Source organism: Klebsiella sp. Q11, from assembly GCF_964241505.1.
In the GTDB taxonomy this organism is placed as follows: Bacteria; Pseudomonadota; Gammaproteobacteria; order Enterobacterales; family Enterobacteriaceae; genus Klebsiella; species Klebsiella michiganensis.
In genome coordinates this window covers 74284-85456 of record NZ_CAXSXW010000006.1, presented here as the reverse complement: position 1 = coordinate 85456, position 11173 = coordinate 74284, and the positions used below count along the sequence as shown (strand labels likewise).

Below are 11173 nucleotides of genomic sequence, written 5' to 3'. Positions count from 1 at the left end.
GTATTAAAGGCGGAAAACGAGTTCAAACGGCACGTCCGAATCGTATTAATGGCGAGATTCGCGCCCTGGAAGTTCGCTTAACTGGTCTGGAAGGCGAAGCTTTGGGTATTGTGAGTCTGAGAGAAGCAATCGAAAAAGCTGAAGAAGCTGGAGTAGATTTAGTTGAAATCAGCCCTAACGCCGAACCGCCAGTTTGTCGTATCATGGACTACGGCAAGTTCCTTTATGAAAAGAGCAAGTCTTCTAAGGAACAGAAGAAAAAGCAAAAAGTTATCCAGGTTAAGGAAATTAAGTTCCGTCCTGGCACCGACGATGGCGATTATCAGGTAAAACTCCGCAGCCTGATTCGCTTTCTGGAAGATGGCGATAAGGCCAAGATCACGCTGCGTTTTCGCGGCCGTGAGATGGCCCACCAACAGATCGGTATGGAAGTGCTTACCCGCGTCCGTGACGATCTGAGTGAACTGGCAGTAGTCGAATCCTTCCCAACGAAGATCGAAGGCCGCCAGATGATCATGGTGCTCGCTCCTAAGAAGAAACAGTAAGGCCTTCAAGTAGCAATGTCTGTGGAGCCTGCGGGTTCCGCAGCCGTTGTTCGCCTATGTTTCGTTTATTAACAATGCGAAGTGGAAGTTATTAAAATGCCAAAAATTAAGACCGTACGCGGTGCTGCTAAGCGCTTCAAAAAAACCGGTAAAGGTGGTTTTAAGCACAAGCACGCTAACCTGCGTCACATTCTGACCAAAAAAGCTACCAAGCGTAAACGTCACCTGCGTCCGAAAGCCATGGTTTCTAAAGGCGATCTGGGCCTGGTCATCGCGTGCCTGCCGTACGCATAAGTCGTTAACCCTTTTAACTTTTTAATTAGAATAGATACAGGAGAGCACATATGGCTCGCGTAAAACGTGGTGTAGTTGCCCGTGCACGTCACAAGAAAATTTTGAAACAAGCTAAAGGCTACTACGGTGCGCGTTCTCGCGTATACCGCGTTGCCTTCCAGGCTGTTATCAAAGCTGGTCAGTACGCTTATCGTGACCGTCGTCAGAAAAAGCGTCAGTTCCGTCAACTGTGGATTGCGCGTATCAACGCAGCAGCACGTCAGAACGGTATTTCTTACAGCAAATTCATCAACGGCCTGAAAAAAGCCTCTGTTGAAATCGACCGTAAGATCCTGGCTGACATCGCCGTATTCGACAAATTAGCGTTCACCGCGCTGGTCGAAAAAGCGAAAGCAGCTCTGGCATAAGCCAGTTGAAAGAGGGAGCTTGTCTCCCTCTTTTCGTTTCAAGACTATCAATACATTGACTTTTATCCGCGTAAGCTTTTCAATATCGATCTTACGTTTTTTAGCAGACAAGGTAATGCAAGCATGAATGCTGCTATTTTCCGCTTCTTTTTTTACTTTAGCACCTGAACTCAGGAGGCTAGCGCGTGAAAGAAGAAACGGAAAACAGCGCCAAAAAGCCTCCCACTGTGGAGGCTTTTTTTGTATCTGAACTGGCTTGTTCTATTTCAAGCTCCAGACGTGTGGATTGACCGGGTCATTCGGGCAAATGGCGAATGACCCGCCGTCTGCGGCTCGAAATAGTGAAAGCAAAATAATAACCATAACCGGTGTCTGCACCGACATAATGAGGAAAACCATGTCACATCTCGCAGAGCTGGTTGCCAGTGCGAAGGCAGCCATTAACGAGGCATCAGATGTTGCTGCGCTGGACAACGTCCGCGTGGAATACCTGGGTAAAAAAGGGCTCCTGACCCTTCAGATGACGACCCTGCGTGAGCTGCCTGCTGAAGAGCGCCCGGCAGCCGGCGCGGTTATCAACGAAGCGAAAGAGCAGGTCCAGCAGGCGCTTAACGCGCGTAAGTCAGATCTTGAAAGCGCCGCTCTTAACGCGCGCCTGGCCTCGGAGACCATCGATGTCTCTCTGCCGGGGCGTCGTATTGAGAACGGTGGCCTGCATCCGGTGACCCGTACCATCGATCGTATTGAAAGTTTCTTCGGTGAGCTCGGCTTTACCGTCGCGACTGGCCCGGAAATCGAAGATGACTACCACAACTTCGATGCGCTGAATATTCCTGGCCACCATCCGGCACGCGCTGACCACGACACTTTCTGGTTTGATGCCACGCGCCTGCTGCGTACGCAAACCTCAGGCGTGCAGATCCGCACCATGGCTAACCAGCAGCCGCCGATCCGCATTATTGCGCCAGGTCGCGTCTATCGTAACGACTACGATCAGACCCACACCCCAATGTTCCATCAGATGGAAGGCCTGATCGTTGATACCAACATCAGCTTTACCAACCTGAAGGGAACGCTGCACGATTTCCTGCGTAACTTCTTTGAAGAAGATCTGCAGATTCGTTTTCGTCCGTCCTATTTCCCGTTCACCGAGCCGTCGGCCGAAGTCGACGTTATGGGGAAAAACGGGAAATGGCTGGAAGTGCTCGGCTGCGGGATGGTGCATCCAAACGTACTGCGCAACGTGGGTATCGATCCGGAAATCTATTCCGGCTTTGCCTTCGGCATGGGTATGGAGCGTCTGACCATGCTGCGCTACGGCGTGACCGACTTACGCGCGTTCTTCGAAAACGATCTGCGTTTCCTCAAACAGTTTAAATAAGGGCAGGACAGAACAATGAAATTCAGTGAACTGTGGTTACGCGAGTGGGTTAACCCAGCTATCGATAGCGAAGCGCTGTCGGACCAGATAACGATGGCCGGCCTTGAGGTTGACGGCGTTGAGCCGGTTGCGGGCAGCTTCAACGGCGTTGTCGTTGGGGAAGTGGTTGAGTGCGCTCAGCACCCTAATGCTGACAAACTGCGCGTCACAAAAATTAACGTCGGCGGCGAACGCCTGCTGGATATCGTCTGCGGCGCGCCAAACTGCCGTCAGGGCCTGAAGGTTGCCGTTGCAACCATCGGTGCCGTACTGCCGGGCGATTTTAAAATTAAAGCGGCAAAGCTGCGCGGCGAGCCGTCGGAAGGCATGCTGTGCTCCTTCTCCGAACTGGGGATCTCCGACGATCACAGCGGTATTATTGAACTGCCCGCCGACGCGCCGCTGGGTACCGATATCCGCGAATACCTGAAGCTCGACGATAACACTATCGAAATCAGCGTCACGCCGAACCGTGCCGACTGCCTGGGTATTATCGGCATTGCCCGCGATGTCGCCGTGCTCAACAAGGCGCCACTGAATGTCCCGGAAATGGCCCCGGTTGCCGCGACCATCGACGACGTTCTGCCAATTCAGGTCGATGCGCCGGAAGCATGCCCGCGCTACCTGGGCCGTGTGGTAAAAGGCATTAATGTCAAAGCGCCGACGCCGTTATGGATGAAAGAGAAGCTGCGCCGCTGCGGCATTCGCTCCATCGATGCCGTGGTTGACGTGACCAACTACGTTCTGCTCGAGCTCGGCCAGCCGATGCACGCCTTCGATAAAGACCGCATTGAAGGCGGAATTATCGTGCGTATGGCGCATGAAGGCGAAACCCTGGTCCTGCTCGACGGCTCCGAGGCTAAGCTGGATACCGATACTCTGGTTATTGCTGACCACCAGAAAGCCCTGGCTATGGGCGGAATTTTCGGCGGCGAGCACTCCGGCGTAAACGATGAAACGCAAAACGTTCTGCTGGAATGCGCGTTCTTCAGCCCGCTGTCCATTACCGGCCGCGCCCGCCGTCATGGTCTGCATACCGATGCTTCCCACCGCTACGAGCGCGGCGTGGACTCCGCGCTGCAGTATCAGGCAATGGAGCGCGCAACCCGCCTGCTGATGGATATTTGCGGCGGTGAAGCGGGCCCGATTATTGACGTGACCAATGAAGCGACTCTGCCGAAGCCTGCGACCATCCGCCTTCGCCGCAGCAAACTGGATCGTCTGATTGGCCATCACATTGAAGATGAGCAGGTTAGCGACATTCTGCGTCGTCTGGGCTGTGAAGTTACCGAAGGCCAGGATGAGTGGCATGCCGTGGCGCCGAGCTGGCGTTTCGACATGGAGATCGAAGAAGACCTGGTCGAAGAGGTTGCCCGCGTCTATGGCTATAACAATATTCCTGACGAACCGGTGCAAGCGGGCCTGATCATGGGCAGCCACCGCGAAGCGGATCTGTCGCTTAAGCGCGTGAAAACGCTGCTCAACGACAAAGGCTATCAGGAAGTGATTACCTACAGCTTTGTTGACCCGAAAGTACAGCAGTGGATCCACGCCGGAGAAGAAGCGCTGATTCTGCCGAGCCCGATCTCCAGCGAAATGTCGGCGATGCGTCTGTCATTGTGGACCGGTCTGCTCGGGACGGTGGTCTACAACCAGAATCGCCAGCAGAGCCGCGTCCGCATCTTTGAGAGCGGCTTACGCTTTGTTCCCGATACGCAGGCCCCGCTGGGTATTCGCCAGGACGTGATGCTGGCTGGCGTCATCTGCGGTAACCGCTATGAAGAACACTGGAACCTGGCAAAAGAAACCGTCGATTTCTATGATTTAAAAGGCGATCTGGAGTCCGTTCTCGACCTCACGGGTAAACTGTCCGACATCGAATTCCGCATCGAAGCCAATAATGCGCTTCATCCGGGCCAGTCGGCGGCGATTTATCTGAAAGGTGAACGTATTGGTTTTATTGGGGTTGTTCATCCCGAGCTGGAACGTAAACTGGATCTGAACGGCCGCACGTTGGTGTTCGAGCTGGAGTGGAACAAGCTTGCAGACCGCGTGGTGCCTCAGGCGCGTGAAGTTTCTCGCTTCCCGGCGAACCGTCGCGACATCGCTGTCGTTGTGGCAGAAAACGTTCCCGCAGCCGATGTTTTAGCCGAGTGTAAGAAAGTTGGCGTAAATCAGGTAGTTGGCGTAAACTTATTTGACGTGTACCGCGGCAAGGGCGTAGCGGAAGGTTTCAAAAGCCTCGCTATCAGCCTTATCCTCCAGGATACCAGCCGTACACTCGAAGAAGAGGAGATTGCCGCTACCGTCGCCAAATGTGTAGAGGCATTGAAAGAGCGATTCCAGGCATCATTGAGGGATTGAACCTATGGCGCTTACAAAAGCTGAAATGTCAGAATATCTGTTTGATAAGCTTGGGCTTAGCAAGCGGGATGCCAAAGAGCTGGTAGAGTTGTTTTTCGAAGAAGTCCGTCGCGCTCTGGAAAACGGAGAGCAGGTAAAACTCTCCGGGTTCGGCAACTTCGATTTGCGAGATAAGAACCAACGCCCGGGCCGTAACCCGAAAACGGGAGAGGATATTCCTATTACAGCCCGGCGTGTGGTGACCTTCAGACCCGGACAGAAGTTAAAAAGCCGTGTCGAAAACGCTTCACCCAGAGAGAAATGATCTGGACTGACTAATCAAAAAGGCCGCTATGCGGCCTTTTTTCTTTTCCTGGCCGAATACCGTAAAATCAATCACATCCTTTTTCTCAACTCAGAAATCTATGCTGACCTTTGCTCAAACTCAACGGCGCCGCAACCGGCGCTGGCTTGCGGTATTAACGTTGCTGCTGCTGGTTACGTCGACCATCAGCCTGTGCGCGGGCGACCAGTGGATTGGCCCCGGTGAATGGTTTAGCGCCAAAGGCGAGCTGTTTATCTGGCAGATTCGTTTGCCGCGCACCCTGGCCGTCCTGCTGGTGGGCGCGGCGCTGGCCCTGTCCGGCGCGATTATGCAGGCTCTGTTTGAAAACCCGCTGGCGGAGCCCGGGCTGCTGGGGGTATCAAACGGCGCTGGGGTTGGCCTGATAGCCGCCGTGTTGCTGGGAAAAGGGCTGCTTCCGGGCTGGGCGCTGGGGCTGTGCGCCATCGCTGGCGCGCTGGTCATTACCTTTATTTTGCTGCGTTTTGCCAGGCGGCATCTCTCGACCAGCCGCCTGCTGCTGGCGGGCGTGGCGCTCGGTATCATATGCAGCGCGCTGATGACCTGGGCGGTCTACTTCTCAACCTCTTTCGATCTCCGCCAGCTGATGTACTGGATGATGGGCGGCTTTGGCGGCGTGGACTGGCAGCAGCTGTGGCTGATGCTGGCCCTGCTGCCGGTGCTGGCCTGGGTGTGCCTGCAATCGCAGCCTCTTAATCTGTTAGCGCTGGGGGAGGTTTCCGCACGCCAGCTGGGGCTGCCGCTGTGGCTATGGCGTAAAGTGCTGGTGGTGGCGACCGGCTGGCTGGTGGGCGTCAGCGTGGCGCTGGCCGGCGCGATCGGCTTTATTGGTCTGGTTATCCCGCATATTCTGCGCTTATGTGGTTTAAGCGATCACCGCGCGCTGCTTCCGGCCTGTTTGTTAGCGGGGGCCAGCGCGCTGCTGGGCGCGGATATTATCGCGCGTCTGGCGCTTTCGGCGGCGGAATTGCCGATTGGCGTGGTCACCGCCACCCTGGGCGCGCCGGTGTTTATCTGGTTATTGCTGAAATCAGGCCGCCCGCAGTGAGGGGCGGCCGTAAGCGGTTGATAGTTTTACCAGCCCTTAATCGCATCGCCTTTGTAGACTTCCGCTGCCTTGTCGGCAACCTGCTGAGTCTGGAAGGCCTCTTTCAGCTCCTGGACTTTTTTGCTGTCTTTATTATCTTCGCGCGCAACAATGGCGTTGACGTACGGCGAGTCCGGGCCTTCCATAAATAGCCCATCGCGGGCAGCCGAGAGACCGGCCTGAGCGGAGAAGTTGGTGTTGATGATCGACAGGGCGACGTTCGGGTCATCAAGCGTACGGGTCAGCTGCGGCGTGTCGACTTCCACGATTTTCAGCTGCTTAGGATTGTCGATAATGTCCAGCGTCGTCGGCAGGTAGCCTGTACCCTCTTTCAGCTTGATTAAACCTTGCGCCTGCAGCAGCAGCAGGCTGCGGCCCAGGGTTGTGGTTTCGTTAGAGATGGAAATCGTCGCGCCGTCAGGCAGTTCGCTGATATTTTTGATTTTCTTCGAGTAGGCGGCGATCGGGAAGACGAAGGTTTTACCGACAATGGCAAACTTATAGCCGCGCTCTTTTGATTGTGCCTCAAGGTAAGGCAGCGTCTGGAAGGCGTTAGCATCGACGTCTTTATTGTTCAGGGCTTCGTTCGGCAGAACGTAATCATTAAATGAGATTACCTCGACGTCGAGGTTGTATTTCTCTTTGGCCACCTGTTCTACGACTTTCCAGATAGCCTCATCCGGCCCGGTATTAATGGCGACTTTAATCTTATTATCTTCATCCGGCGAGCAGGCCGAAAGCAGCGTAACGGAGGCCGCGATTAACACCGCGCTAAACATCTTCTTCATCAATAAAACTCTCTTAAATTAACAATTAACGAAATGCTATTACATCCATCCACCACTGTACACTGAATTGCGCGCTCCCGGTGTTGAGATGAATTCATGTTGTGCTGCCTGTTACATCAAGAGACACTCCCGGGGGATTCAAAGTAGAATGACCCAGTCTGAATCCGCTACAGTAGATAGGGATCACCTGAAGCAGTAACCGGTATATTCACTGAGGGAAGGCTATGCAACACGATATTCTCAATACTGAAGTCACCACCATCGATGGTGAGAAAACAACGCTCACCCCGTGGGCAGGCAAAGTCCTGTTGATTGTCAACGTCGCGTCAAAATGCGGCCTGACGCCGCAGTATGAGCAGCTGGAAGCGCTGCAAAAAGATTTAGAAAGCGAAGGTTTTAGCGTACTGGGCTTTCCGTGCAACCAGTTTCTGGGTCAGGAGCCGGGTAGCGAAGAAGAGATTAAAACGTTCTGTAGCACGACTTACGGCGTGACTTTCCCGATGTTCAGCAAAATTGACGTCAACGGCGAACATCGCGCGCCTCTGTACCAGAAGCTGGTTGAGGCCGCCCCGCAGGCTATCGCCCCGGAAGGCAGCGGTTTTTATGAGCGCATGGCCAGCAAAGGCAGAGCGCCGCTGTACGTGGATGATATTCTGTGGAATTTTGAAAAATTCCTCATCGGCCGCGATGGTCAGGTCATCGGCCGTTTCTCACCGGATATGACGCCGGATGATCCGCAGCTGGTGGCCGCTATTAAAGGAGCTTTAGCCAAATAATGCCGTTTTTGATGCAGCTACAGGATGTAGAAGAGGCGGGGCGGCTGGCGCCGTTTTCAGCCGATATCCGGCCGGGAGAGATCGTTCATCTGGTGGGGCCAAACGGGGCGGGGAAAAGCACGCTGCTGGCGCGTATGGCGGGGCTCTCTACCGGCCCGGGTCAGGTAAAACTGAATGGACGCCCGCTGAATGACTGGCTGGCGCCGGAGCTGGCGCGTCATCGGGCCTATTTAAGCCAACACCAGATGCCGCCTTTCGCCATGCCGGTTTGGCATTATCTGTCGCTGCATCTCCAGGACGACGCGCACAACGGGCTACTGACGACCATCGCGGAGAAGCTGGGCTTAGGCGACAAGCTTGGGCGCCAGGTGAATCACATCTCCGGCGGGGAGTGGCAGCGCGTGCGCCTGGCGGCGGTAATACTGCAGATTCATCGTCAGGCTAACGCGTCCGGACAGTTGCTATTGCTGGATGAACCGATGAACAGCCTGGACGTGGCGCAGCAGGCCGCGCTGGACCGACTGTTAAGCGAACTCTGCGCCTCGGGGATTGCCGTCGTGATGAGCAGCCATGACCTGAATCATACCCTCCGACACGCCCATCGCTCCTGGCTTATCTGCCGGGGGGAGACGATCGCCTGCGGCAGCACCGCCGAGGTATTAAGCAAAGAGAATTTAACCGCCGCCTATGCCATGGACTTCCAGCGGGTCGAAGTGGCGGGTCATCTTATGCTCGTTGCGTCACAGTAGCACGCAGTCAGCTTGCCAGCGAATTGATAAACAAGGTAAATTATCCTGCTATCAGGATAGGGAACAGAGGATTCGTCTGAGATGCGTTTTTGGCTCGTTTTGTGTGTTGCGTTATTTCTGGCGGGTTGTAGCAGCCACCGGGCGCCGCCGCCCAATCCACGGCTTGCTGATTCGATTACCGTTGTTGCTAACCTGAATGAGCAGCTAAGGAACTGGCGGGGAGCGCCGTATCGCTACGGCGGCATGTCGCCGCGCGGCGTTGATTGCTCCGGGTTTGTGCTGATGACCTTCCGCGATAAGTTCGCGTTGCAGCTGCCGCGTGAAACGCGTGAGCAGGCGGAGATCGGCACGAAAATCGATAAGAGCGAACTGCTGCCTGGCGATCTGGTCTTCTTCAAGACCGGTTCCGGAGAGAGCGGTCTGCACGTCGGTATTTACGACACGGATAACCAGTTTATCCACGCCTCCACCAGCCAGGGCGTGACGCGCTCGTCGCTGGATAATGTCTACTGGCATAAAAAATTCTGGCAGGCGCGAAGGATCTAGCCTCGATACGTCAAAGCGTAGCGTGGCGTTTTCTTGCCCGGCGGCGGTAACGCCTTACCGGGCAGCGCCACAACGCCCGTCTTGTCTTTTATCGCAATAACCCATCCATTCCTCCGTGTTAATAATTTGTTGAAAGCACTACACTGAAGGCAGGAGGAACCATGACCCTGTCTTTTACTACCCACTGGCGTGATGAACTGCCGGATTTTTACACCGCTTTAACCCCTACGCCGCTGGAGAATGCGCGGCTTGTCTGGCACAACGCTCCGCTGGCGCGAACGCTGGGCGTTGACGCGTCGTTATTCAGCCCGCAGAAGGGCGCTGGCGTATGGGGCGGCGAAACGCTGCTGCCGGGAATGTCGCCGCTGGCGCAGGTTTACAGCGGCCACCAGTTCGGCGCCTGGGCCGGGCAGCTCGGCGACGGGCGCGGTATTCTGCTCGGCGAACAGCAGCTCGCTGATGGTCGTCGCTTTGACTGGCACCTTAAAGGCGCCGGGCTCACTCCCTATTCGCGAATGGGCGACGGGCGGGCGGTGCTGCGCTCGACGATCCGCGAGGCGCTGGCCTCGGAAGCGATGCATGCGTTGGGCATTCCCACCACCCGCGCGCTGGCGATAGTGGCCAGCGATACGCCGGTATACCGCGAAACCGTCGAGCGCGGGGCAATGCTGATGCGGCTGGCGGAAAGCCACGTTCGTTTCGGCCATTTTGAGCATTTTTACTACCGTCGCGAGCCTCTGAAAGTGCAGCAGCTGGCGGATTACGTGATTCGTCACCACTGGCCGCATCTGCAAAATGAAGCGGATAAGTACCTTTTGTGGTTCAGTGACGTTGTCACCCGAACCGCGGAGATGATTGGCTGCTGGCAAACGGTGGGCTTTGCCCACGGGGTGATGAATACCGACAATATGTCAGTTCTCGGCCTGACGATGGACTACGGTCCGTACGGTTTCCTTGATGATTTCCAGCCTGGCTTTATCTGTAACCACTCCGATTATCAGGGGCGCTACAGCTTTGATAATCAGCCGGCGGTAGGGCTATGGAACCTGCAACGGCTGGCGCAGACGCTCTCGCCGTTTATCAGCGCTGAGGCGCTGAACGGCGCGCTGGATAGTTACCAGCAAGCGCTGCTGACGGCGTATGGCCGCCGCATGCGCGACAAGCTCGGATTGTTTACCCAGCAAAAAGGGGATAACGAACTGCTGGACGGCCTGTTTGCGCTGATGGAACGCGAGGGCAGCGACTATACGCGGACCTTCCGGATGCTCAGCGCCAGCGAGCAGGAGAGCGCCGCCTCGCCGCTACGCGATGAGTTTATCGACCGCGAGACGTTCGATAGCTGGTTTACCGCTTACCGCGCGCGCCTGCGCGATGAACAGGTTGACGATGCGCAAAGGCAGGCGCGGATGCGCAGCGTGAACCCGGCGATCGTGCTGCGTAACTGGCTGGCTCAGCGGGCCATTGAACAGGCGGAGCAGGGGGATATGAGCGAGCTGGAGCGCCTGCATAGCGCACTCTCTCACCCCTTTGCCGATCGGACGGATGAGTATATTCAGCGTCCACCGGACTGGGGAAGGCGTCTTGAAGTAAGCTGTTCCAGCTAGCGTTCGTTATCCCTGCCTTTATCGGCGGGGATAATTATTTGGTCAGGATCAGCTTACCCGAATGGGTCTGACGCAGCAGGTAGCGCTGACCGCGATGTTCAATCACCACCCGTCCCTCGCTGCCTAATAATGTCCGGCTGCTTATCTCTTTGTCCGTCGGAACCGGATACGGGGCATTGTCTGTTGTTTTTTCTGCTGTGGCAGTGTTATCCATACGCGTCATAGCACTAAAAATAAAAATCAAGGCAAC

14 protein-coding genes and 1 other annotated feature are annotated in these 11173 nt (G+C 55.6%); of the genes, 12 read left to right on the top strand and 2 right to left on the bottom strand.

The genetic code is table 11. The features are described from left to right. Window positions 1–2: 2 nt before the first annotated feature. The 8 genes from infC to btuC all read left to right on the top strand — a co-directional run bounded on the left by infC (window position 3) and on the right by btuC (window position 6421). A complete protein-coding gene (gene infC / locus ACESQ2_RS11215; RefSeq protein WP_052746887.1) occupies window positions 3–545 on the top strand; it encodes a translation initiation factor IF-3 in 543 nt (180 codons plus the stop codon). 96 nt (window positions 546–641) lie between these two features. Continuing rightward, window positions 642–839: a 50S ribosomal protein L35 gene (gene rpmI / locus ACESQ2_RS11210; protein WP_001124225.1), complete on the top strand. Its 198-nt coding sequence runs from the start codon at window positions 642–644 to the stop codon at window positions 837–839. A 50-nt stretch (window positions 840–889) separates the two neighbouring features. Continuing rightward, complete coding sequence (rplT, locus tag ACESQ2_RS11205; protein WP_004102963.1) at window positions 890–1246, top strand: 50S ribosomal protein L20; 357 nt, start codon at window positions 890–892, stop codon at window positions 1244–1246. A 118-nt stretch (window positions 1247–1364) separates the two neighbouring features. Next, window positions 1365–1490, top strand: a sequence feature (Phe leader region). Continuing rightward, window positions 1370–1414, top strand: coding sequence for a pheST operon leader peptide PheM (gene pheM, locus ACESQ2_RS11200; RefSeq protein WP_001386830.1), 45 nt, complete (start codon window positions 1370–1372; stop codon window positions 1412–1414). It overlaps the preceding feature by 45 nt. A 153-nt stretch (window positions 1491–1643) precedes the next feature. Beyond that, on the top strand, window positions 1644–2627 hold the full coding sequence (pheS, locus tag ACESQ2_RS11195) for a phenylalanine--tRNA ligase subunit alpha (protein ID WP_004851795.1): 984 nt from the start codon (window positions 1644–1646) through the stop codon (window positions 2625–2627). 15 nt (window positions 2628–2642) lie between these two features. Further along, the gene (gene pheT / locus ACESQ2_RS11190) at window positions 2643–5030 is read left to right on the top strand and encodes a phenylalanine--tRNA ligase subunit beta (protein WP_046877616.1); all 2388 of its coding nucleotides are present in this window, start codon (window positions 2643–2645) and stop codon (window positions 5028–5030) included. Between the two features lie 4 nt (window positions 5031–5034). Beyond that, entirely contained in the window at window positions 5035–5334 is a 300-nt protein-coding gene (gene ihfA, locus ACESQ2_RS11185) for an integration host factor subunit alpha (protein ID WP_004851790.1), read from the top strand. A gap of 100 nt (window positions 5335–5434) precedes the next feature. Then, on the top strand, window positions 5435–6421 hold the full coding sequence (btuC, locus tag ACESQ2_RS11180; protein ID WP_009653750.1) for a vitamin B12 ABC transporter permease BtuC: 987 nt from the start codon (window positions 5435–5437) through the stop codon (window positions 6419–6421). A gap of 26 nt (window positions 6422–6447) precedes the next feature. Here btuC and ACESQ2_RS11175 read toward each other — a convergent pair whose 3' ends face one another. Beyond that, on the bottom strand, window positions 6448–7248 hold the full coding sequence (locus tag ACESQ2_RS11175; protein WP_014229729.1) for a MetQ/NlpA family ABC transporter substrate-binding protein: 801 nt from the start codon (window positions 7246–7248) through the stop codon (window positions 6448–6450). Window positions 7249–7472: 224 nt separating this feature from the next. On the opposite strand from ACESQ2_RS11175, the gene ACESQ2_RS11170 reads away from it, so the two are divergent. The 4 genes from ACESQ2_RS11170 (at window position 7473) to selO (ending at window position 10923) form a co-directional block, all read left to right on the top strand. Then, on the top strand, window positions 7473–8024 hold the full coding sequence (locus ACESQ2_RS11170) for a glutathione peroxidase (protein WP_025108225.1): 552 nt from the start codon (window positions 7473–7475) through the stop codon (window positions 8022–8024). Continuing rightward, a complete protein-coding gene (btuD, locus tag ACESQ2_RS11165; RefSeq protein WP_373170459.1) occupies window positions 8024–8773 on the top strand; it encodes a vitamin B12 ABC transporter ATP-binding protein BtuD in 750 nt (249 codons plus the stop codon). Before ACESQ2_RS11170 ends, btuD begins: the two co-directional genes overlap by 1 nt. Before the next feature lie 81 nt (window positions 8774–8854). Beyond that, window positions 8855–9319 (top strand): NlpC/P60 family protein, encoded by a 465-nt coding sequence (locus tag ACESQ2_RS11160; protein WP_004134084.1) that lies wholly within the window; start codon window positions 8855–8857, stop codon window positions 9317–9319. 161 nt (window positions 9320–9480) lie between these two features. Further along, a complete protein-coding gene (gene selO / locus ACESQ2_RS11155; RefSeq protein WP_368762968.1) occupies window positions 9481–10923 on the top strand; it encodes a protein adenylyltransferase SelO in 1443 nt (480 codons plus the stop codon). Between the two features lie 34 nt (window positions 10924–10957). Here the strand turns inward: selO and hemP are convergent, their stop codons facing one another. Continuing rightward, a complete protein-coding gene (gene hemP / locus ACESQ2_RS11150; protein WP_160741222.1) occupies window positions 10958–11137 on the bottom strand; it encodes a hemin uptake protein HemP in 180 nt (59 codons plus the stop codon). Window positions 11138–11173: the final 36 nt, after the last annotated feature.

Bases quoted from the DNA above. Each gene is read 5' to 3' on its own strand.
- selO (WP_368762968.1), top strand. From the start codon at position 9,481: ATGACCCTGTCTTTTACTACCCACTGGCGTGATGAACTGCCGGATTTT.
- rplT (WP_004102963.1), top strand. From the start codon at position 890: ATGGCTCGCGTAAAACGTGGTGTAGTTGCCCGTGCACGTCACAAGAAA.
- ACESQ2_RS11170 (WP_025108225.1), top strand. From the start codon at position 7,473: ATGCAACACGATATTCTCAATACTGAAGTCACCACCATCGATGGTGAG.
- btuC (WP_009653750.1), top strand. From the start codon at position 5,435: ATGCTGACCTTTGCTCAAACTCAACGGCGCCGCAACCGGCGCTGGCTT.
- ACESQ2_RS11160 (WP_004134084.1), top strand. From the start codon at position 8,855: ATGCGTTTTTGGCTCGTTTTGTGTGTTGCGTTATTTCTGGCGGGTTGT.
- hemP (WP_160741222.1), bottom strand. From the start codon at position 11,137: ATGGATAACACTGCCACAGCAGAAAAAACAACAGACAATGCCCCGTAT.
- btuD (WP_373170459.1), top strand. From the start codon at position 8,024: ATGCCGTTTTTGATGCAGCTACAGGATGTAGAAGAGGCGGGGCGGCTG.
- pheS (WP_004851795.1), top strand. From the start codon at position 1,644: ATGTCACATCTCGCAGAGCTGGTTGCCAGTGCGAAGGCAGCCATTAAC.
- rpmI (WP_001124225.1), top strand. From the start codon at position 642: ATGCCAAAAATTAAGACCGTACGCGGTGCTGCTAAGCGCTTCAAAAAA.
- pheT (WP_046877616.1), top strand. From the start codon at position 2,643: ATGAAATTCAGTGAACTGTGGTTACGCGAGTGGGTTAACCCAGCTATC.
- ihfA (WP_004851790.1), top strand. From the start codon at position 5,035: ATGGCGCTTACAAAAGCTGAAATGTCAGAATATCTGTTTGATAAGCTT.
- ACESQ2_RS11175 (WP_014229729.1), bottom strand. From the start codon at position 7,248: ATGAAGAAGATGTTTAGCGCGGTGTTAATCGCGGCCTCCGTTACGCTG.